The organism is Micrococcaceae bacterium Sec5.1, from assembly GCA_039636795.1.
In the GTDB taxonomy this organism is placed as follows: Bacteria; Actinomycetota; Actinomycetes; order Actinomycetales; family Micrococcaceae; genus Arthrobacter.
The window spans coordinates 298,891-318,504 of the sequence record CP143430.1 but is presented as its reverse complement, the minus strand read 5'-3'; the positions used below and the strand labels follow the sequence as shown (position 1 = coordinate 318,504).

Sequence of the window (19,614 nt, the reverse complement as noted above, 5' to 3'; positions counted from 1 at the left end):
CTAACTTTCAGTTATCCTCGTAACAGGATTCCGCAATGAAGAGGATGAAGACGATGGCCACCCCCACCCTGCAAAGACGACCCACGCCCGCAAAGGTATGGTCGCGACTACTTCTGCTTGGCCCTGCATTCGTGGCGGCGATCGCGTACGTGGACCCCGGCAACGTGGCCGCAAACCTGACGGCGGGAGCAAATTACGGGTATTTGCTGGTGTGGGTGCTGGTTGCAGCCAACGCCATGGCAGTCCTCGTGCAGTACCAATCAGCGAAGCTCGGTCTGGCAACCGGCCTGAGCCTTCCCGAGATCCTCGGCAAGCGGCTTGGAACCAAGGGCCGGCGCCTTTACTGGGCGCAGGCCGAGATCGTTGCCGGCGCCACGGACATGGCCGAGGTGATTGGCGGTGCGGTTGCGCTCAATCTCTTGTTCGGGCTGCCACTCCTGGCCGGCGGCCTGATCGTCGGCGTCGCGTCAATGATGCTGTTGGCACTGCAGTCCCGCCGCGGCCAGCGCTCCTTCGAGTACGCGATCCTGGTATTGCTGGGCATCATTGCCGTCGGGTTTGTCTCCGGCTTGTTCGTCAATCCTCCGGATGCCGGAAGCGCATTGGGCGGTTTGCTTCCCCGCTTTGAGGGCACGGATACAGTCCTGTTGGCAGCAAGCATGCTCGGCGCCACCGTGATGCCGCACGCGATTTATCTGCACTCGGCTTTGGCCAGAGACCGGCACGGATTCTCCGAAAACCCGGCTGTGCGGACGCGGCTGATTCGCGCAACCCGCTTTGACGTAGTGGGCGCCCTCTTGCTTGCCGGCGTCGTGAACATTTCGATGCTCCTGCTGGCTGCCTCCAGCCTCAGGGGCATTGAGGGAACGGATACGATTGCCGGTGCCCACGCGGCCGTAACATCGGCACTTGGCCCCGCAATCGGCATCATCTTCGCGATTGGCTTGCTCGCCTCCGGCCTCGCGTCAACATCGGTAGGCTGCTATGCCGGCGCAACCATCATGGGCGGCCTGCTCAAGGTGCGCATCCCGTTGCTGACCCGCCGTGTGATCACCCTCATTCCGGCATTGATCGTCCTGGGAGCGGGTGTTGAGCCCACCCTGGCGCTGGTCCTAAGCCAGGTCCTGCTGAGCTTTGGAATTCCCTTCGCGCTGATCCCACTCATAAGACTCACCGGTAAGCGCGAGGTCATGGGCATCCATGCGGACTCCAAGCCATTGAAGATAGCAGGCTGGACGAGTGCAAGTTTGATTGTTGGGCTCAACATAGTGCTGATTACGCTTACTATCAGCGGGCATTCCTAAGGCGCTAACCCGCCCCGCCCATTCTGCATATGTTACATCTAACTGCATACATGTTAGCCTTCTAGCTAGCTTATCTAGCAACACTCGAGTGGATCTTAACGTTCGAGGGGTCTGAGGAAGGCGGAGAATGAACGCGACAGAAATGGTCGTCCTTCTCGACGACTCCGGCAGGCCCATCGGCGAAACCCCAAAAGAAGCAGTCCACACCCAAAAAACGCCACTGCATCTTGCATTTTCCTGCTACTTGCTCAATGACCTCGGCGAGCTCCTCCTCACACGCCGCTCCCCCGAAAAGCAGACATGGCCAGGTGTGTGGACCAACAGCTTCTGCGGGCATCCGGCTCCCGGCGAGGACCCCAAGGATGCTGTTCTCCGTCGCGCGCACTACGAGCTTGGAGTAGACGTGGGCCGGCTCGAGCTCGTCCTCCGCAGCTTCCGTTATCGCGCCGTGGACCCTTCGGGCATCGTCGAGAACGAGCTTTGCCCCGTCTATACGGCCCGGGCCCTGGGACCGCTCAGGCCAAATCCACTCGAAGTGGCTGACTACGCATGGATGTCTCCGGGACTTCTCGCAGAAGCCTTGGAGAGGACTCCTGCTGTCTTCAGCCCATGGCTGGCGCTGCAATTTCCGCGGCTCGTCGAAGCTCAAGCGCTCAAGCTTGGGCCACAAGCATTCACGGATACGACGGCGGCACGCACCAACACTGAATGGCGCCGTTTTATCTAACTCAACTACGGATCTGGATTCCTGGTCACGCTGATACTGATCCTGCAGTGGAGCCCCACGTCATGAGGGCGTAGGTCCCGGGTTCCTCGAGTGTTCGTCGGTTGGGTCTTCGTCAATCGTGTCCAAGGCTTCGCGCATGTTCAGGAGGAAGTCCATCACCACCCGCGCTTCTACTGGGCTGAGGGCGCTGGCTACGTTCAAAATGCGGCGATGCATTCCACCAAGCGTGTGCCGGACTTCCTGATCGGAACCGGCAGTCGGCCGCAGAATCAAGGCCCGACGATCCGTAGGATGCGGTTCGCGCCGGATGTGGCCGGAGTCCACCAAACGATCGATCAGCGTGGTCATGGACGCTGACGTTATGCCCAAGCGATCGCCCAGATCCTTGGGTTTCATCACCTTGCCCGCCGCTTCGGCTTCGAAAAGGTACCGCAAGGCCAAGAGGTCCTTTTCGCCCATACCCATGGCAGAGCGGGTCCTTCGACGCATGGCCTGTTCCGAGACACGATAATCCCGGAGGGCATTCAGGACGTCAACGGCAAGGGCTATCTCCCCGGGGTCCTTGCCGTACCAGTAGCCCTTGGCGTGGCCATTTGCGTCCATTCGGTGATCCTTCGATAAGCGTGAAGCTTGTTTCCCTAGCATCTGATCCTAATTCACGGTAGTTGGTGAACGCAGGGAAGCCTGCTTTGCACGCCCTCGCCCGACATTCAAGGGTTTTCCACATAGGCACATTGACCCGCCGATAATGTCTGCGGCTGCTGGAAGAGTAGAGGTATGGAGCGGAACCGAGAGAGCCAAGCAGCTATGTCGGTTTCCGCCGTGCCGGGTTCCGTTGCTGTGACCGCTGGCTCCAGGGACTCGGGCTCCGGTGGCTTTGACGTTGAGGATTTGCTTGCTGGGGTGGGCTCCTTCCGCGTCCGTGCAGGCAGTGCTGCTTTGATTGATCAGATTCGTGGTTTGGAGGACGTGAAGTCCGCGATCGCGGCTTTGCAGGCGCGGGCGTCGGTGGCGTTTGACCTGGCGCAGCGCCGCGAACAAGCCTCTGCCGGTGTCTCCTCAGCTGAGCAGGGCCAGGGTGTGGGTGCGCAGGTCGCACTGGCCCGGCGGGAATCACCCAACAAAGGGTCCCGGCTCCTCGGACTGGCCAAGGCACTGGTCTCGGAGATGCCGCGCACCATGGCCGCCCTGGAAACCGGGCACCTGAACGAATGGCGAGCCACTCTGTTGGTGAAGGAAACCGCGTGCCTGTCCGTCGAAGACCGGGCAGCCGTGGATGAGGAACTCGCCCCCGACACCGGAACCTTCGACGGCGCCGGAGACAAAACCATCATCGCCGCCGCGAAAGCCGCAGCCTACCGGCGGGACCCCCGTTCCGTGACCCAACGCGCAGCCCATGCCGCGTCCGAGCGCCACGTCAGCCTCCGCCCGGCCCCGGACACCATGACCATCCTCACCGCACTGCTTCCGGTCGCCCAAGGGGTCGCCGCCTACGCCGCGCTCACCCGGCACGCGGACTCGGCCCGCTCGGGCGGGGACACCCGGACCCGGGGCCAGGTCATGGCCGACACCCTGACCGAACGCCTCACCGGCACCCCCGGCGGGATCAGCGGCGTTGATGTGCAGCTCGTCATGACCGACCGGACCCTTTTCCAAGGCGACAGCGAACCAGCACGGCTTACTGGCTACGGAATTGTCCCCGCCGAATGGGCCCGAACGCTCCTCGCCGGAGGCAGCAACCAGGCAGACGGCGAACTAGGGGACGGCGGGAGGGACGGGGAGTCGCGAATCAATGGTCAGACCGGAACCAGCGGCGAGGCCGGGGTTGTCGGGCAACGGGAATCCACACAAGCCCAGCCGGGTCACGCATCCAAGGACGGTGCAGAGTTCAAAGTCTTGCTTCGCCGCCTCTACACCGCACCCTCCTCCGGTGAACTGCTGGCCATGGACTCCAAAGCCCGACTCTTCCCACCCGGAATGCGCCGCTTCATCGAAACCCGCGACGACACCTGCCGCACCCCCTACTGCGACGCGCCCATCCGCCACATAGACCACATCGTCCCCTGGCACAACGGCGGTGCCACGAGCCTGGCCAACGGCGCGGGGCTCTGCGAAGCCTGCAACCACACCAAAGAAAACCCCCACTGGAACGTGAAAACAATCCCTGGCGGGCGACATGAACTGGAAGTCAGCACTCCCACCGGACACATATACCAATCCAAAGCCCCACGCCTACCGGGCCACGATCGCTCTCCAGCAACTGCCCCGTCACCTTCTTCACTGGCACCGTCTTCGCCGTCACCTTCTTCACTGGCAGCGTCTTCACCGGAGCCGTCATCACCGTTGCATCCAGAGGCGCCAGCAACAGCGTCATGGTCACCAGATTCGACTGTTACGCACTTTTCCATGGCTGGGATGCTGCTGGAGAACGTCTTGCTGCACCGCACCAGCTGGAACTGACACCAGCCTGATCCCGGCAGGGGGACTGCGCAGAACAAGGACTACGCCGAACAAGCTTCCTTCAATGCCTGGACCGACTCGGCCGGGACGTCGTCGCCGGCCTCAGCGATCTGGTTCAGCGGAGTCGTGATTTCGGTGGGAACACCGGCGGTACGGGCAGCAGTGACCAGCCCACTGAGTACCTGCTTGTCCTCAACGCTCACCAATCCGTCCTGGACTACGGCGCAAATCTGTTTGTTGACTTCCTCGGCAGCAGCAGTGGCCACCTTCGAGGCCGCTTCGCTGGCAGCATTTCCCGCGGCTTCCTCCACAGAGCCGCAGCCAGCCAGAAGGAGAAAGAGGGGGACGACGGACAACGTTGCGAGGCTGCGATTCATGAGTCCCAGCTTAACAATCCCCACTGAGAGGCTTGGAGTTCCGCTATCCGGTACACCCAACTTCCAGAGCTGCTGCTGGTTGATCAGCCTGGCACTAATGCTGATGACGTAATGATTGACATGACATAACTCACATTCTGTAAGCTTGATTGAAAGTCACGCAGCCGGCTTCCCTCGCACTATTTCGGGAGGTCCGCATGGCCCCGAATTCTCTCAAATCCGAGATCCTCCTCGCACATGGAGCCCCGTCTTCCGCGGCTGCTGTCGCTCGAAGAAGAGCAGCAGGTCACCATGTCGCGCCCAACAAACCCGACGCCCTACTCGGGGCGATAGCCGTACGGCAGCTGTTCCACCGCTGGCCTTTGGTTCCTTCCCGCGAACTCGAACGCATCCGCCACGTCCTCATCCATTGCGATCAGTTGGGCTCGGCTGATACCCATCATTTGTCCGAGCCTGCCCAAGCGCTTCTGGAGCTCATCAACAGCGAGTTGGATCGGCGTCGTTCATCTGGTCATCAGAATGTGACCGACACGCAGGCTGCCGGTGCAGATACGGCACAGGCAATGCAGCGGGGCGCCGCTTAATGGCGGGGCATTTCGAAGTCTTTGACGCCACTGGCGGCGACTGCAGGGTACGCCTCGTCGATGATGACGGGATCGAACTCGCGCTCACCGTCACTTACCGGGACAAAGGCGCAGCAGCAAAAGCTATTTATACGCTGAGGGAAATCGCAGCGAGCGGCCTCATTGAGGACCACACATCAACTTTTCCCTCGCCTAACTGAGACGCAGCCCATCTGAAAAGCATGAGCGGTTGTTCCCGCGGCCGGGAACAACCGCCAATGCTGTAAGCAGCCCAAAGAGCTGTCCAGGTTTAGGCCCGAACGATCGGCAATCCTGCCGTCGGGAAGACGCTGGGAAAGATCGACGGTGGCGGGACGGGTACCGTATCCAGCGGCACCGTGATGGTGTCCGCACTGACAGTGACGTCGTGATCCCGAACCCGAATCAGCAGTGGCTCATCGCTGTAACCCGAACCTGTAACGAGCGTCAGCGCGATGGATCCCTGAACGAGTTCCACAGACAGCAAACGACCACGAACCTTGAGCCGGAAGGAGAGGCCTTCCCACTCCACGGGCAGCCGCGGATCGAAGCGCAGCACCTCGCCCTGATCACGCATTCCTGCGAAACCGCACACCAACGAGCTCCAAATTCCGCCGGTGGAGGCGATGTGGACGCCGTCGATCGTGTTGCCGTGTGAGTTGTCCAGGTCAATGAACAACGCTTCGGTGAAATGCTTCAGCGCGACGTCGCCGTACCCAACTTCGGCGGCCATGATGCCCTGCACGCAGGCGGACAGGGTGGAGTCGCCGGTGGTGATGGGGTCGTAGAAGTCGAAGGCCCGCTGTTTTTCCTCGGCGGAGAAATCCTGCCACTGGAGGAACATGGCCAGCACGGTGTCGGCCTGCTTAAGGACCTGGTGCCGATAGATCACCAAGGGGTGGAAGTTCAGCAACAGCGGGTACTTGGACTTGGGCGTGTTCCAATCCCAGGGCTCCAAAGTCATGAAGTCGTTGTCCTGGCTGAAGACTTCCAGGTGGGGATCGTAGGGCAGGGACATGCGCTCGGCAGCTTGGCGCCACACCAAACGTTCGGTGTCAGCGATGCCTTCGTGTTCCAACGCAGCCGCGGCACGGAGGTTAAACCGGGCCATGACGTTGGTGTAGAGGTTGTCGTTGACCACGGCGGTGTATTCATCCGGTCCGGTAACGCCGTGGATGTGGAAGAGTCCGTCCTTGCCGAAGAAGCCCAGGGAGACCCACATCCGTGCCGTCTCAATGAGCAGGTCGGCACCAATGTCGGGACGGAAGCTGGCGTCGCCGCTGGCCCACTCGTAGCGGTTGGCAGCAAACGCGATGGCAGCTGCGATGTGGAACTGGGCTGTTCCGGCCGCGTAGTAGGCACTCGCTTCCAGCCCATTGATGGTTCGCCACGGGAAAAGAGCTCCGTCTACGCTGAGTTCCTTGGCGCGGACACGCGCATCCGGAAGCATGGCGTGTCGTGACTCGAGCACTTTCCGGGCACCGTCAGGATTGGTGTACGTCAGATACGGGAGGAGGTAGACCTCTTGGTCCCAGAAGTAGTGGCCCTCATACCCGGAACCACTGACCCCCTTGGCCGGAATGCCGGCGACACCGGCGCGGGCTGTTGCCTGCGCGAGCTGGAAGAGGGCCCACCGCACGGCTTGCTGGAGTTCGGGCTGGCCGCCGATGGCAACATCCGCGGTGGTCCAGTACTGGCCGTAGTGGGCCTGGCTCTGCGCGAGGATTTCGGAGAACGGCACCAGATTGGCCTCGGCGTCCGCTGCCAGGCTCTCGCCGCCGTCTTCATCATCCGTCAGTGCGCGCCCGGCCACGACGTAGCTGACCGTCTTCTCCAGACGGAATGCTTCGCCACTGTTGATGGCCAGGACATAACGCACGGATGACTCGTCCTCCGCCACCACGGTCTCGAAGGGTTGGCCTTCGGCGGAGATCCAGTGATCCACCGCCATCGCAATGCGCTGGCGGGATTCCGAGGTCTCCCACGCCAGGCGCAGGGAGCCATCGGCACCCTGGAGGTGCAAGGGCAGCAGCACACGGCCGGCGTGCCGGCCGGATCGCCTGGGGTCATGGACCGAGTGGTCCTCCACAGGCTGGTCCTGGCGGTTTACGACGCTAGAAACGATGTCCGCGGACACGTCGCGGTCAGCGCTCACGGACAGTTCCAGGCCAAGACATCCGCGGGAATCGAACCCGACGGCCCGCCGCTCCACAGTGGTGACCGTAGCGCCGGAGCGGCAAGCCCATGTGGTGGTTTCCTCGTAGACGCCTGTGGAGAAGTCCACACTCCGGTGGTAGTCCAGCACCGTGGATTCGGCCAGGCTCAGGGCCTCGCCATCGATTGATACCGTGAAGTTATTGGCGTCCGGGACGTACACAATCCGCTGGCCGGTACGCGCAAAGCCGTACGCATTCTCGGCGTGCTTGATGTCCCAGATCTCGTGGAAGCCGTTGATGAACGTGCCGGGAAGTTCGCCGTCGCCACGCGTGGAATGGGCGCCGCGGACGCCAAGGTGGCCGTTGCCGAGGGCGAACAGCGTTTCCAGCGTTCCCTCGTCACCGGGGACGTGGATACTTTCCACGAGCTTCCAAGGCTCGCAGGGAAAGCGCAGCCGATCAGAGCTGATGAGTGCCATGGGCTAAAGAGGTCCTTCGAAAAGTAGGGTCAGAGAAGATCGTTGAGGTCGTCGACCACCAGCGTGGCGCCGGCGTCGAGCAGTGTTTGGCGGCCAGCGCCGCGGTCCACGCCGATGACGGCCTGGAAGTTGCCGGCACTGCCGGCCTGCACGCCGGAAACGGCGTCTTCCACCACGATGCATTCCTGGGTGGGGACGTCCAGCAGGGACGCCGCGTAAGTGAACGTGGCCGGATCCGGCTTGCCGGGAAGTCCGACGGCGGCGGCTACCTGACCGTCGACGACCACCGTGAAGTGGTGGTCAAGTCCGGCTGCCTTCAGTACCGCGGGGGCGTTGCGTGAGGAGGACACGACGGCGACCTTGAGTCCCAGCTCAAGCGCGGCGTTGATGAACTTGACCGAGCCGGGGAAAGGCTCGACGCCGCGGGTGTCCACGATCTCGTTGAATATTGCGTTCTTGCGGTTTCCCAGGCCCTGCACGGTTTCGTTCGCCGGGGCGTCATCCAGGGGCCCTTCCGGCAGCGTGATTCCGCGCGAGGTGAGGAAGTCCCGGACGCCGTCGAAGCGTGGCTTGCCGTCGATGTGATCGAAGTAGTCGCTTTCCTGGTAGCCCTGCGGGTGCCCGGCATCGGCGAGGTAGGAGTCGAACAGCTCCTGCCAGGCCTGCTCGTGCACCACGGCAGTTGGCGTCAGCACGCCGTCGAGGTCGAACAAGAGCGCCGAAGCGCCAGTCCAGGCATTACGAAGATCAGTCATGTGCATGGTTCCGTTCAGCGCTTGTGGCGCGTGGTTTTGCGTTCGATGAGCTTGGTATCGAGCAGGTGAGTGGAGGGTGGGTTGGGGGGATCTGTATTCAAAAGTCGTTCGCACAGCAGGTTCGCAGCGAAGGCACCTTGGTCGGCAACGGGTTGCGCCACAGTGCTCAGTCCAAGGAACCAGCTCATGGGGTGGTCATCGATTCCGATCACGGAAACGTTTTTGGGCACGGACATGCCATGTTCCCGTAGCGCCATCAGCGCGCCAAAAGCCGCTTCATCACAATGGGCAAACACTGCAGTGGGCCGTGCGCCGCGGGTGATGAGTTCGGTCATTGCCCGGCGTCCGTCGTCGATGCTTGGCCCAGCAGCCACCACAAGGTCCGGGTGGACGGTGAGGTGGTGTTCATCCAATGCACGCCTGAAGCCGTGGAACCGCGGGGTCTCAGTAGCAACGGAGTGTTCATTGCTCGAGAGAACGGCCAAGTCCCAATGGCCCAGCCCCAGCAGGTGTTGGGTGGCCTGCCAAGCTGCGTGCTCGTCATCGATACCAACATTGTCCCACGGAACATTCCGCATGCCCACGCTGGCGACTGGCAGCCCGGAAGCTTCCAACGCTTCCACTTCGGCGGGTTCGAGGTCAACATTGAGCAGCAACAGCCCGTCCACCCTTTGCGCCAACCGTTCAAGATCGCCGAAGACCTGCTTGCGGACGCTGGTCTTGTTGCGAAGGCTGATCAGGACGGTGTCGTAACCGCTGTCGCCGAAGACTTCTTCTGCTGCTTCCACGGCCTGCGCGAAGAACCAGGCTGTGGCGGTGGGGGCGATGATGGCCACGGAACCCGTGCTGCCACCGGCCAGTCTTGATGCTGCTGCCGAGGCTTTGTAGCCCAGCTTGTTTGCGGCTTCCGCCACTTGCCGCTGGGCCTTTTCGGAAACGTTGGGGAGATTCCTCAGAGCCCTGGACACCGTACAAATGGACAATCCGGAGAGGACTGCAACGTCCTGGATTGTCACCCTGTGAGTCCTAACCATGCAACACGGCCTCAACCCTTTCCATACTCGATGACACGTTGGGGGAACGGCACTGCGCCCCAGGACAACTTCGACCTTGGGGCGGCCGCAAGCCAAAAGTGTAAGCGCTTACAATTTTGTCATTCAATAGTGTGTGGCCGAATGCGAATTTGTGACGCGAATCTCACGGAAAGATTGATTCTGACGGGCTGATGCCGTCTAATCCGGCGCCTGTTTCAGGTTCGTGAGCGCCCGTTCAACACGTAGTACCGAAGGAACGCGCTGACATCCACAAGCTCCGGCGGCTCGATCCTGTGCCCCATTCCCGGGTAGGTACGCGCCGTCAGGGCTACGTTCGCTTCCAGCCACTCTTCCGTGTGGGCAATGGCGTCTTCGTTGATCACCGGATCCGCCTTGTCCCTGCCCCAAAAGAAGGGTGGAGGCGAATCAAAGGATTCGCTGAGCGCCAGGAGGTCGTTGTCCAGGACAAAACCGGACAAACCAACCGTTGCTTTGAACGCGTGCGGCCGTAGCCGCAGGAGCGTGCTGGCCATGGCCATTCCCTGCGAGTAACCGAGCAGGCTGACGCTGCTGTGGTTCTCTTTCACGGTGTTGATCCAGTTGAAAACGGAGTTGGTGGAGGTGATGACATCGGCGAAGTCGTTCGTCAGGAAGTAGTCCAGGAGGAACCAGCCGTAGTGGTCGCCGATTTCCTTGGGGCCGCGAAGCGCCGCACAGGTGAATTCCGCAGGGAGATACGGAAACAGGTCCACCATGCGCTGCTCGCTGGTGCCGTAGCCGTGCATCATCACCAGCAACGGGGTGCCCGCGCGCTGGTTTTCAGGCTTCGACCAGACCACTGAATCCATGGGACGAGCCTAGTAGACTGGCACCATGACTCCGCAGGAACTGGCCAACCTGGCCCATCTGCGGCGCGCCCGCGATTTCATCGATCGCGAGTACGCGCGGCCCTTGGATGTGCCCACCATGGCAGCCGGCGCCCTTATGTCCCCGGCGCATTTCTCCCGCCAGTTCAAGGCCGCATACGGTGAATCGCCCTACAACTACCTCATGACCCGGCGCATCGAACGGGCCATGGCCTTGCTGCGGGCGGGAACCAGCGTTACTGATGCTTGCATGGAGGTGGGCTGTACGTCCCTGGGTTCCTTCAGTTCACGCTTCACGGAGATCGTCGGCGTGACGCCCAGCGAATACCGCTCACGCGAGCACCATGCGGTGAAGGCGATGCCCACCTGCATCGCGAAGCAGCAAACGCGGCCGGAAAGAAACGGCAATAAGAACCTGAGCAGGATTGAAGAAGCGCCCGCCTCACAGCTGCAATAGCGTGTGAGACATGAACATTTCATTGAAGTACGCACACGTCACTGTCAACGATGTCGATGAGTCGCTCGCCTTCTACCGCGACGCCCTCGGCCTGGAAGTCCGGAACGACGTCGGCTCGGACGGACAGCGTTGGGTTACGCTCGGCAGCGATGCCCAGCCAGACCTCGAACTCGTCCTGTCCCCTCCACACGCCGGCCGCTCGCAGGCTGATGGCGACGCCATCCAGGAGCTGCTCACCAAGGGCGTCATGCCAATGCTCGTTTTCAACACGGACGATCTCGATGCCACGTTTGAAAAGCTGCGCGCCTCAGGTGCCGAAGTCCTCCAGGAGCCGATTGTTCAGCCATGGGGTCCCCGCGACTGCGCCTTCCGCGATCCGTCCGGCAACATGATCCGCATCAACCAGGGCTAAGGCCCAAGCACGACGACGGTAGGTCACCGGCGCACTTACCGGCCTGCCGCCGTCGTGCTTTCCGCAATACGCAGTCCAGAGTTAGTGGCTCAACAGTCCAGCGCTTGAGCGTTCGCCGTACTCGTGCGTGGATGCGATAGCAGCAGAAACCACATCGGAGAGCCGAAGCCGCCGGTTGTAAGCCTGGCGCTGAAGACGTTCGCCCGTGCCACGGCGCAGGATCTTCGCAACACCGGCCCGTGCGAGTGCCAGGTCCCCGGACTTAGTCAGCGCCCCGCGGACGTGCCGCAACAAGGCCCCTGCCACATCGGCGGCAGGATAGGGCCTGTGATCCATTGGGTGAACCAGTTGATCGTTGATGCCAAAGCGGCTGGACCGCCAGTTGGCCATCCGCAACAGGCTGGTCAAAGCGTCCGACGGCGGCTCCCCCTTCCGCCATTGTGTCGCCGCAGTCTCCACCAAAGCCCGGGCAATCACCGCGATGGTGAGGGCGTCTTCGGCGTACAGGCAGACGTCGGCGATGCGGAGTTCAACGGTGGGATGTCCTCTGGAAAGGCGGGCATCGAAGTAGATCATGCCCTCGTCCAAAGGGACGCCCGTGCCCAGCAGGTTCGCGAGCACCGCCCGGTAGCCCTCTGACGAGCCGAAGACGTCCATGGGCCCGGCAGTGGGCCATCTGTTCCAAATTTGGGTCCGGTAACTGGCAAAGCCTGTGTCGGAGCCCATCCAAAACGGGGAGTTTGCACTCAAAGCAAGGAGCACCGGGAGCCATTGGCGCATCCTGTCCAGGACGCCCACGCCTTCATCCGGCGATTCAATGGCCACGTGGACGTGGAATCCGCACGTGAGCTGCTCGCGCGAAATAAGGCCGAACTCTGTTCCCATGGTCGCATAGCGTTGATTGCCCAAGGTGGGCGTCGCGTGGAATTCCGGGGGCGTAGCCAAGGCGGCCACCCTGGCCCCCAACGTCCGTGCAGCCGAATCGGCCAAAGCCCGCCCAAGGCGGATCTCATCGCGAAGCTCCGCTGCCGTCCGGCAAGGCCGGGAATTCACCTCAATCTGTTCCTGTTTGAACTCCGATTTGAGGGAATCACCGGCTTCCGGATAGCTTGCCGTGTTCATGTGGGGTTGGGCAGCTATGTCCAGGATGCCCGCAGCAAGCGGAAGCGGCATCCCGTCAACGGGATCTGCGATCAGCAACTCTTCCTCGACGCCAAACGTACGCATAGCTACCCTCCCCGCAGTAATGAAATTAGAGGCCGCGGTTATCCGACGTGGCGCGGAACCTCCATCTGGAAACCGCAGCGGCAATGGAGCACCTGCGTTTGCAGGTAGACCTCGAACAGGCTCGGGCCGTCCAGGTCGTCAGTGCTCCGGGGCGGCTCGATGATGCTCTCTGAGGGGCGTCCCAGCGTCATGGGCTCGCCACAATGCGTGCAGCTGAACCACAGGCCGGATGCGGACGTGGACAGGAATTCGGTTTGGATCTCCGGTACTAGTTCGGCCAAGGGCACGGGGTGGGCGTAAAACGTATCGCACTCACTGCAGGTATAGCTGACTTCAACGATTTCGGACTGGTTCGGTTCTGCTTCTACGACGGTCTCAACAAAAATGTACGAATCAGTATCGCAAACTGTGCACCATGGCCGTGTGGCGGTGTCAAAAGTTGCGGGTTTCGCCCCAACCATGGGTTTAGGGGCGGGAATAGGGGATCCAAGCGTCATTGCCATTCTCCTTTATGCACGTATCCACCGCGAGGTGGGTTCCGACAACATATTGAATCGCGTCGGGAGAAGCTGATTGCTCCTCGAGGAGGCCTGCATGGATGCACGCGGCGAGCCGGCCGATTGTGGCCACGGCTTAAGGTGCAGTTCTTGTACCATCTTGGATGGCTTCAGGTCATGAGTCTCCAAGGGCTATCTGCTTAACCCACCTATGAATGTAGTTCATTAGTGGCGGGCGTCACAAGTGCGCAAGGTCTGTCATACGTGCGAAGGGCCCGGCGACAGTCTCCTAGGGCTCAAAGTGGGCCACGGGCGCTTCGTCCGCGACAGCCTTGACCAGCTGCTCAGCCACGTCCCTGAGTTTTTGGTTGCGACCGTTGGAGGCCTTGGTGAGGATCCTGAAGGCCTCATCCTGGCTACAGCGATTTTGGCCCATGATGATGCCGCAGGCCAAGTCAATCACTGTCCTGGACTGCATTGCCGCCTGAAGGTCATCAGCATGCTGCTGCTTGATGCCAATCCTCACGGCCAACCTCAGTGAACGCTCCGCCTGGCTGGCATACAACTCGCAATTCCGAATGGTCGCTTCGTCGTAGACATGGGCTTTCGGGGCGAAGAAGTTCAGGGCTGCCGTTGCCCCCTCGTCCAACTCCAGCGGGACGCAAAGGGCCGAAAGGTGCCCCCGTTCCGCGATGACAGTGCAGTATTCAGACCATCTTTCCTCGGTGGAAGTATCGGGTACATGCACTGTGGCGTGGCTGCGCATGGCCTCCAGGCACGGTCCATCACCATAAGCTTGCTGAACTTCATCGATCAGCCTCGCTTCGTGGGTACTTCCTGCCACGGTGGCAGTGCGGCGTCGCCGGCTCAAAGTGATGCCGCACAGGACATCCAGGCCTACGGCTTCAGATACGGAGGCCGCGGAGAAGACCGCAAGATCATGCAGGAAGCCTGCTACATCATCGCTGTCGATTACGAGGTCCTGAAGTTGTTCAGGCACCGAAGCATCGTCGAGCGATGGGACAGTATCCGGCGGCACTGGGACATCGTCCGGCACCGCAAAATCAACGTGCATTTCGTCCATGATTCAGTTTACGATCGTCCGGAGCCAACTCGTCACTCCTTGAAGAACAAGCACCAGAATCCTTGCATCTGCCGTGCACCTATGTGCACAATCTAGCTAGAGTCCGCATTGCCGGACAGGCTTTACAGCTCATGCAGACGGGCACCCCGCATTAACAATGCAGAGGTAAATCCCATGTCGGCCCAGCCCGCGTCCAGAGTTCCCGACGAAGCCCACCAACCAGACGACCCCCTATGGTGTACACGCTGCAATACTGACCAACATTTGGTGGTGGATTCGATTCAGTCGCATTACCCTCCCACCCCCAACACGGTGGATGTGGCCTACGAATGCAGGGTCTGCAACTACTCCTATGACCAGACCGCCACGGTACAAAGGGTGGCCGTCGTACTGAACCGCCCCGGCGTTTCCCAGGGCATACTGCAGTTCGGTGGCCAGTATTTGCATTGTGGGGAACCCATGCGGACCAGTAGTTGCCAGCTGCGGCGAATCCAGGCTCCGCTTGTCCTGAAGCCCGGCGGCCAACTGCGCATGTACGAGGTCATCATCAATACCCGCACCCTCGGCTGCCCCTGCGGCTTCCACATGGAAATCCCGGACTAGATGCAGTGATCACGCGGCTTGAGCAAGGAAACCAGTTTTAACAGAGGTAGAGGAACAGGAAGGGAAAACATGCAGACCGAATCAAAGAGGGACGAGTCTCCAGTTACCGGGACTGATCACAAGCCGGTTGGAAAGCATAAGCTTCCGGATCCACCAGACCCGGACAACCTTCCCATCGACTACCTCGCCTCCGGGTGGGACATCAGCAGGTACTCCTCAAGCGTCAGGCGTGAGCTCCATCGGCGCACCACCCACCTACGCGGCGCTTGACCTTGAGTGACTTCCCGCCGGACCCCTCGCATCCCGATCCCACCAGGGAGCCCGGACCCACACCGGAGCCGGTTCCCCTGCCGGAGCCAGGGCCTCCCCCGGTACCGGAACCGACGCCGGGGCCGACAGTGCCGTCTCCACCGGCCCGGCCAGATACTGGACAACCACCTGGACAAACCCCTCTTTAGAGGGTTTCCAACCCCATAGACCGGATCCCGCCAAATCCCCCAGTCAGGATCCGATGGAAGGGCATGTCGCACTACAGGGAGTGCGACATGCCCTTTGGCGTGCCCTGAAGCGTGCCCTGGAGCCAGGCACCTGCTGAACAGCCCCACACTGCAATCTTTGTTTATGTTGGTTTCTATTGACTTACCAACACAAACAAAGATAGAGTCAAGCAATTCCACATCGTTGTGACAGCAGTCACCTGATGCGGCTGCACCGATAAATGGCTTTACCGCAATGGAGGGTAAGTGTTCGCTGAAGAGCGCCAACAACTGATCTCCGCACTCGTCGCGGAGCGCGGACGGGTGAGTGTCACTGACCTCGCCGACCGTTTCAGCATCACCACTGAGACCATCCGCCGTGATCTCGCAGCTCTTGAAGTTTCGGGGAGCCTGCGCCGCGTTCATGGTGGGGCCGTGCCTTCGGACCGCTTGAGCACCCGCGAGGAAAGCATCCTGGAGCGCGCCATCCAGCGCCAATCCGAGAAACACCGCATCGCAGCTGCCGCACTTGCCCTGATTCCGGAACTCACCACTGGCAGCATCCTGCTGGACGCCGGCTCCACAACTGAAACCCTGGCAGACCTGCTGGCCCAGCGAACACCTGCAGCCAACGGTAACGAAGAGCTCGTTGTCATCACCCACGCCATTCCCATAGCGGGCAAGCTCTCCTCCACGGCCGGTATTGCCCTCCAAATCCTGGGTGGCCGCGTCCGCGGTCTGACCCAGGCCGCCGTCGGACAATCCACCGTGGAGGCCGCCTACAAGCTTCGTCCGGACATCGCCTTCGTCGGCGCCAACGGGATCCACTCCACCTTTGGACTGAGCACGCCCGATCCTGAAGAGGCCGCGGTAAAGGCCGCCTTCGTCAAGTCAGCCCGCCGCGTTGTGGCACTGGCCGATTCTTCCAAGCTGGACGCCGAGACATTGGTCCAGTTCGCCACCCTGAAGGATGTTGACACTTTGATTACAGACAGTGAACCCTCCGCTGAGCTCGCCGCGGCCCTGGCCGAAGCCGGCGTTGACGTGGTGATCGCATGATCGTCACATTCACGGCCAACCCAAGCCTGGACCGCACAGTGGAGCTTCCGGCACCACTGGCCCGCGGCGAGGTACAGCGCGCTGTCGCCGTCCACCAGGAGTCGGGCGGAAAAGGCGTCAACGTTTCCCGCGCCCTGGTGGCTTCCGGCCTCGAAACACTGGCCGTCCTGCCGGGTGCTGACTCCGATCCGGTACTTTCCGGACTGCACGACGCCGGTGTGCCGTTCGCTGCCCTGCCCATCGGTCAGGCGCTACGCAGCAACGTCACCCTCACCGAACCGGACGGCGTCACCACCAAGATCAACGAACCCGGCCCGGAGCTGAGCGACGAACAGCAGGAAGCCCTGATCGGGCTGCTGCTGGAGCGCTCCCGTGGCGCCAGCTGGGTGGTTCTCGCAGGCTCGCTCCCACCAGGAGTGCCCGCGGATTTCTACGCCACAATCGCTCGTCGGCTCCGGTCGAACGCTGATGGAACGGCCATCCCCGGCATCGCCATCGACTCCTCCGGGGCTCCCCTTGCGGCAGCTTTGAAAGGCGATGCCGCAGGAAAACCCGATCTCCTCAAGCCCAACGCGGAAGAGCTCGCAGAACTCGCAGCCGCTGCCGGTTTCACCATCGTCTCCACGGCTGACGAACTGGAAGCAGACCCGGCAAAAGCCGCCCAAGCTGCTGCCGCCGTCGTCGAAAGCGGTGTGGGCGCCGTTCTGGCAACACTCGGATCCAAGGGCGCAATCCTGGTGACGGCTGATGGGGCGTGGCTTGCCACGCATCCCCCCATCCAGGCCGTCAGCACGGTGGGTGCCGGGGATTCTGCACTGGCTGGCTACTTGCTGGCCGCTACCCAAGGCGGTTCCTCCCAGGACTGCCTTCGTCAGGCCGTGGCACATGGTGCCGCTGCTGCTTCGCTGCCGGGCTCCACTGTCCCTGCAGTCCACCAGACAACCCCCAACGCCGTAACCATCACGGCCCTCCAGAAGGACTAACAGTGACCCAGCTGATCACACCCCAATTGGTCATCCTCGACCAGAACCTGGGCGACTCCCCTGCCGACGTCATCCGCGTCCTGGCCGGCAAAGTCGCCGCCGCTGGCCGTGCTTCCGAGGTTGAAGGGCTCTTCACGGATGCCTTCGCCCGCGAGCAGAAGACCGCTACCGGCGTTCCCGGCGGAATCGCCATTCCGCACTGCCGCTCGGCCGCAGTCACAGAGCCCGCCCTCGCCATGGCGCGCCTGTCCCACAAAGTGGACTTCGGCGCCAAGGACGGCCCGGCGGACCTCATCTTCTTCATTGCCGCGCCGGATGGCGCGGACCAGGAGCATCTGAAGCTGCTCTCCAAGCTGGCCCGCTCCCTCATCAAGAAGGACTTCACGGCAGCGCTGCGCGCCGCAGCCACTGAGCAGGACATCGTGGACCTCGTGGATGGGGCCTTGGCGGACAAGCCGGCTGCAGCCCACGCCGCAGCCCCCGCTGGAGCAGCTGCTGCCGCAAGCACGACGGCGGCCGCCGCACCCAAGCGCATCGTCGCCGTAACCGCGTGCCCCACCGGCATTGCCCACACTTACATGGCAGCTGACTCCCTCGTTGCCGCCGCCCAGGAAATGGGCGTGGACCTGCAGGTTGAGACGCAGGGTTCTTCCGGCGCCAAGCCGCTGGATCCGGCCATCATTGCCGCGGCTGACGCAGTGATTTTCGCTGTCGACGTGGACGTCCGTGGCAAGGAGCGCTTCGCCGGGAAGCCGGTCATCAACGCTCCGGTCAAGCGCGGCATCGATGAGCCCACCAAGATGGTCCAGGAAGCGTTGGCTGCTGCGGACGACCCGCACGCCCGCCGCGTCCCGCACTTTGGTGCCGAAGAGCAGGCAGAGCGTGCTGCAGAGGAAAAGGGCGAGCACATTGGCCAGAAGCTGAAGCGCGCACTCCTCACGGGTGTTTCGTACATGATCCCGTTCGTGGCCGGTGGCGGCCTGCTGATTGCCATCGGGTTCCTGCTTGGCGGTTACGAAATCACGGGCTTCGCTGACAAGATGCTGGTTGAGAACAACATTTTCAACCTGCCCACCGAGTTCCCGAACAATGCCTGGGGTCCGCTGGGCGCCTATATCGGCGCTGTGCTGTTCAAGATCGGCGCACTGTCCCTCGGATTCCTGGTTCCCGCGCTGGCCGGCTACATCGCTTACGCCATCGCTGACCGTCCCGGTATTGCCCCGGGTTTTGTTGCCGGTGCTGTTTCAGGATTCATGGGCGCAGGCTTCCTCGGCGCCATCGTCGGCGGTTTGCTGGCTGGCTACATCGCCTTCCAGATCGGCAAGCTCGATGTTCCCCGTTGGCTGCGTGGCCTGATGCCTGTGGTCATTATTCCGTTGCTGGCCTCCCTGGTTGCTTCCGGCCTCATGTTCCTGATCCTCGGTGCTCCGATCGTGGCACTGACCAAGGCACTTAACACCGGCCTCTCGGGCCTCACCGGCGCCGGCGCAATCGTCCTCGGCATCATTCTCGGCCTCATGATGTGCTTCGACCTCGGCGGTCCCGTCAATAAGGTTGCCTACTCCTTCGCTGTTGCCGGCCTCGGCACGGCAAGCGTGGCAAACCAGGCACCGTGGCAGATCATGGCTGCAGTCATGGCAGCCGGCATGGTTCCGCCGCTCGCCATGGCCCTGGCTACCGTGCTGGACAAGAAGCTGTTCTCCCTGGCTGAGCGCGAAAACGGAAAGGCCGCCTGGCTTCTGGGTGCATCCTTCATCTCCGAGGGCGCCATCCCGTTCGCAGCTGCCGACCCGCTCCGCGTCATCCCTGCCAGCATGGTGGGTGGCGCTGTGACAGGTGCCCTGTCCATGGCATTTGCGGTCACGTCCAAGGCTCCGCACGGTGGCATCTTCGTGTTCTTCGCAATCGACAACTTCCTGTTGTTCTTCCTGTCGATCGCTGTCGGTGTGGTCATCACCGCCCTCCTGGTGATTGCCCTCAAGCGCTGGGCTGTCCGCAAGCCGGTTGAGGCCGAGGCAGTTCCCGTCCCAGCAGGCGTGTAAGCGCCGGCAGATAC

The 19,614-nt window shown here is 61.9% G+C and carries 21 protein-coding genes; 12 read left to right on the top strand and 9 right to left on the bottom strand.

Annotated elements, in window-relative coordinates; all coding sequences use genetic code 11:
* The first annotated feature begins 53 nt into the window (after positions 1-53).
* On the top strand, positions 54-1,304 hold the full coding sequence (locus VUN82_01595; GenBank protein ID XAS72581.1) for an Nramp family divalent metal transporter: 1,251 nt from the start codon (positions 54-56) through the stop codon (positions 1,302-1,304).
* A gap of 127 nt (positions 1,305-1,431) precedes the next feature.
* Entirely contained in the window at positions 1,432-2,031 is a 600-nt protein-coding gene (gene idi / locus VUN82_01590; protein ID XAS72580.1) for an isopentenyl-diphosphate Delta-isomerase, read from the top strand.
* Positions 2,032-2,091: 60 nt separating this feature from the next.
* Here idi and VUN82_01585 read toward each other — a convergent pair whose 3' ends face one another.
* Positions 2,092-2,634: a MarR family transcriptional regulator gene (locus VUN82_01585; protein XAS72579.1), complete on the bottom strand. Its 543-nt coding sequence runs from the start codon at positions 2,632-2,634 to the stop codon at positions 2,092-2,094.
* A 174-nt stretch (positions 2,635-2,808) separates the two neighbouring features.
* Between VUN82_01585 and VUN82_01580 the strand changes: the two genes are divergently transcribed.
* Positions 2,809-4,491 carry a DUF222 domain-containing protein gene (locus VUN82_01580; protein ID XAS72578.1) on the top strand — a complete coding sequence of 561 codons (1,683 nt, stop codon included), beginning with the start codon at positions 2,809-2,811 and terminating at the stop codon, positions 4,489-4,491.
* A 41-nt stretch (positions 4,492-4,532) separates the two neighbouring features.
* Here the strand turns inward: VUN82_01580 and VUN82_01575 are convergent, their stop codons facing one another.
* Positions 4,533-4,868 (bottom strand): hypothetical protein, encoded by a 336-nt coding sequence (locus tag VUN82_01575; GenBank protein ID XAS72577.1) that lies wholly within the window; start codon positions 4,866-4,868, stop codon positions 4,533-4,535.
* Between the two features lie 197 nt (positions 4,869-5,065).
* On the opposite strand from VUN82_01575, the gene VUN82_01570 reads away from it, so the two are divergent.
* Together VUN82_01570 and VUN82_01565 are read left to right on the top strand one after the other, a co-directional pair.
* On the top strand, positions 5,066-5,452 hold the full coding sequence (locus VUN82_01570; GenBank protein XAS72576.1) for a hypothetical protein: 387 nt from the start codon (positions 5,066-5,068) through the stop codon (positions 5,450-5,452).
* Complete coding sequence (locus VUN82_01565; GenBank protein XAS72575.1) at positions 5,452-5,652, top strand: hypothetical protein; 201 nt, start codon at positions 5,452-5,454, stop codon at positions 5,650-5,652. The genes VUN82_01570 and VUN82_01565 overlap by 1 nt, the downstream gene beginning before the upstream one ends.
* Before the next feature lie 89 nt (positions 5,653-5,741).
* Here the strand turns inward: VUN82_01565 and VUN82_01560 are convergent, their stop codons facing one another.
* The 4 genes from VUN82_01560 to VUN82_01545 all read right to left on the bottom strand — a co-directional run bounded on the left by VUN82_01560 (position 5,742) and on the right by VUN82_01545 (position 10,742).
* Positions 5,742-8,105, bottom strand: coding sequence for a glycosyl hydrolase family 65 protein (locus VUN82_01560; protein ID XAS72574.1), 2,364 nt, complete (start codon positions 8,103-8,105; stop codon positions 5,742-5,744).
* 29 nt (positions 8,106-8,134) lie between these two features.
* Positions 8,135-8,866, bottom strand: coding sequence for a beta-phosphoglucomutase family hydrolase (locus VUN82_01555; protein ID XAS72573.1), 732 nt, complete (start codon positions 8,864-8,866; stop codon positions 8,135-8,137).
* 8 nt (positions 8,867-8,874) lie between these two features.
* Positions 8,875-9,876 (bottom strand): LacI family DNA-binding transcriptional regulator, encoded by a 1,002-nt coding sequence (locus tag VUN82_01550; GenBank protein XAS72572.1) that lies wholly within the window; start codon positions 9,874-9,876, stop codon positions 8,875-8,877.
* A gap of 233 nt (positions 9,877-10,109) precedes the next feature.
* A complete protein-coding gene (locus tag VUN82_01545) occupies positions 10,110-10,742 on the bottom strand; it encodes a phospholipase (protein XAS72571.1) in 633 nt (210 codons plus the stop codon).
* A gap of 25 nt (positions 10,743-10,767) precedes the next feature.
* Here VUN82_01545 and VUN82_01540 point away from each other — a divergent pair, with 25 nt between their 5' ends.
* Both VUN82_01540 and VUN82_01535 read left to right on the top strand, forming a co-directional pair.
* A complete protein-coding gene (locus VUN82_01540) occupies positions 10,768-11,217 on the top strand; it encodes a helix-turn-helix transcriptional regulator (GenBank protein ID XAS72570.1) in 450 nt (149 codons plus the stop codon).
* 10 nt (positions 11,218-11,227) lie between these two features.
* Complete coding sequence (locus tag VUN82_01535; protein ID XAS72569.1) at positions 11,228-11,629, top strand: VOC family protein; 402 nt, start codon at positions 11,228-11,230, stop codon at positions 11,627-11,629.
* Positions 11,630-11,710: 81 nt separating this feature from the next.
* Here VUN82_01535 and VUN82_01530 read toward each other — a convergent pair whose 3' ends face one another.
* The 3 genes from VUN82_01530 to VUN82_01520 form a co-directional block, all read right to left on the bottom strand.
* A complete protein-coding gene (locus VUN82_01530; protein XAS72568.1) occupies positions 11,711-12,856 on the bottom strand; it encodes a glutamate--cysteine ligase in 1,146 nt (381 codons plus the stop codon).
* Between the two features lie 38 nt (positions 12,857-12,894).
* A complete protein-coding gene (locus VUN82_01525; protein ID XAS72567.1) occupies positions 12,895-13,353 on the bottom strand; it encodes a hypothetical protein in 459 nt (152 codons plus the stop codon).
* Positions 13,354-13,642: 289 nt separating this feature from the next.
* Positions 13,643-14,437 carry a GAF and ANTAR domain-containing protein gene (locus tag VUN82_01520; GenBank protein ID XAS72566.1) on the bottom strand — a complete coding sequence of 265 codons (795 nt, stop codon included), beginning with the start codon at positions 14,435-14,437 and terminating at the stop codon, positions 13,643-13,645.
* 270 nt (positions 14,438-14,707) lie between these two features.
* Here VUN82_01520 and VUN82_01515 point away from each other — a divergent pair, with 270 nt between their 5' ends.
* The 5 genes from VUN82_01515 (at position 14,708) to VUN82_01495 (ending at position 19,600) form a co-directional block, all read left to right on the top strand.
* Positions 14,708-15,040 carry a hypothetical protein gene (locus tag VUN82_01515; protein XAS72565.1) on the top strand — a complete coding sequence of 111 codons (333 nt, stop codon included), beginning with the start codon at positions 14,708-14,710 and terminating at the stop codon, positions 15,038-15,040.
* A 69-nt stretch (positions 15,041-15,109) separates the two neighbouring features.
* Positions 15,110-15,310 (top strand): hypothetical protein, encoded by a 201-nt coding sequence (locus tag VUN82_01510; protein ID XAS72564.1) that lies wholly within the window; start codon positions 15,110-15,112, stop codon positions 15,308-15,310.
* 473 nt (positions 15,311-15,783) lie between these two features.
* The gene (locus tag VUN82_01505) at positions 15,784-16,575 is read left to right on the top strand and encodes a DeoR/GlpR family DNA-binding transcription regulator (protein XAS72563.1); all 792 of its coding nucleotides are present in this window, start codon (positions 15,784-15,786) and stop codon (positions 16,573-16,575) included.
* A complete protein-coding gene (locus tag VUN82_01500) occupies positions 16,572-17,558 on the top strand; it encodes a hexose kinase (protein ID XAS72562.1) in 987 nt (328 codons plus the stop codon). The genes VUN82_01505 and VUN82_01500 overlap by 4 nt, the downstream gene beginning before the upstream one ends.
* Before the next feature lie 2 nt (positions 17,559-17,560).
* Positions 17,561-19,600 (top strand): fructose-specific PTS transporter subunit EIIC, encoded by a 2,040-nt coding sequence (locus tag VUN82_01495; protein XAS72561.1) that lies wholly within the window; start codon positions 17,561-17,563, stop codon positions 19,598-19,600.
* Positions 19,601-19,614: the final 14 nt, after the last annotated feature.

Excerpts from the sequence above, each read along its gene's own strand:
- VUN82_01595 (XAS72581.1), top strand. The coding sequence starts at position 54 with ATGGCCACCCCCACCCTGCAAAGACGACCCACGCCCGCAAAGGTATGG.
- idi (XAS72580.1), top strand. The coding sequence starts at position 1,432 with ATGAACGCGACAGAAATGGTCGTCCTTCTCGACGACTCCGGCAGGCCC.
- VUN82_01585 (XAS72579.1), bottom strand. The coding sequence starts at position 2,634 with ATGGACGCAAATGGCCACGCCAAGGGCTACTGGTACGGCAAGGACCCC.
- VUN82_01580 (XAS72578.1), top strand. The coding sequence starts at position 2,809 with ATGGAGCGGAACCGAGAGAGCCAAGCAGCTATGTCGGTTTCCGCCGTG.
- VUN82_01575 (XAS72577.1), bottom strand. The coding sequence starts at position 4,868 with ATGAATCGCAGCCTCGCAACGTTGTCCGTCGTCCCCCTCTTTCTCCTT.
- VUN82_01570 (XAS72576.1), top strand. The coding sequence starts at position 5,066 with ATGGCCCCGAATTCTCTCAAATCCGAGATCCTCCTCGCACATGGAGCC.
- VUN82_01565 (XAS72575.1), top strand. The coding sequence starts at position 5,452 with ATGGCGGGGCATTTCGAAGTCTTTGACGCCACTGGCGGCGACTGCAGG.
- VUN82_01560 (XAS72574.1), bottom strand. The coding sequence starts at position 8,105 with ATGGCACTCATCAGCTCTGATCGGCTGCGCTTTCCCTGCGAGCCTTGG.
- VUN82_01555 (XAS72573.1), bottom strand. The coding sequence starts at position 8,866 with ATGCACATGACTGATCTTCGTAATGCCTGGACTGGCGCTTCGGCGCTC.
- VUN82_01545 (XAS72571.1), bottom strand. The coding sequence starts at position 10,742 with ATGGATTCAGTGGTCTGGTCGAAGCCTGAAAACCAGCGCGCGGGCACC.
- VUN82_01540 (XAS72570.1), top strand. The coding sequence starts at position 10,768 with ATGACTCCGCAGGAACTGGCCAACCTGGCCCATCTGCGGCGCGCCCGC.
- VUN82_01535 (XAS72569.1), top strand. The coding sequence starts at position 11,228 with ATGAACATTTCATTGAAGTACGCACACGTCACTGTCAACGATGTCGAT.
- VUN82_01530 (XAS72568.1), bottom strand. The coding sequence starts at position 12,856 with ATGCGTACGTTTGGCGTCGAGGAAGAGTTGCTGATCGCAGATCCCGTT.
- VUN82_01525 (XAS72567.1), bottom strand. The coding sequence starts at position 13,353 with ATGACGCTTGGATCCCCTATTCCCGCCCCTAAACCCATGGTTGGGGCG.
- VUN82_01520 (XAS72566.1), bottom strand. The coding sequence starts at position 14,437 with ATGGACGAAATGCACGTTGATTTTGCGGTGCCGGACGATGTCCCAGTG.
- VUN82_01510 (XAS72564.1), top strand. The coding sequence starts at position 15,110 with ATGCAGACCGAATCAAAGAGGGACGAGTCTCCAGTTACCGGGACTGAT.
- VUN82_01500 (XAS72562.1), top strand. The coding sequence starts at position 16,572 with ATGATCGTCACATTCACGGCCAACCCAAGCCTGGACCGCACAGTGGAG.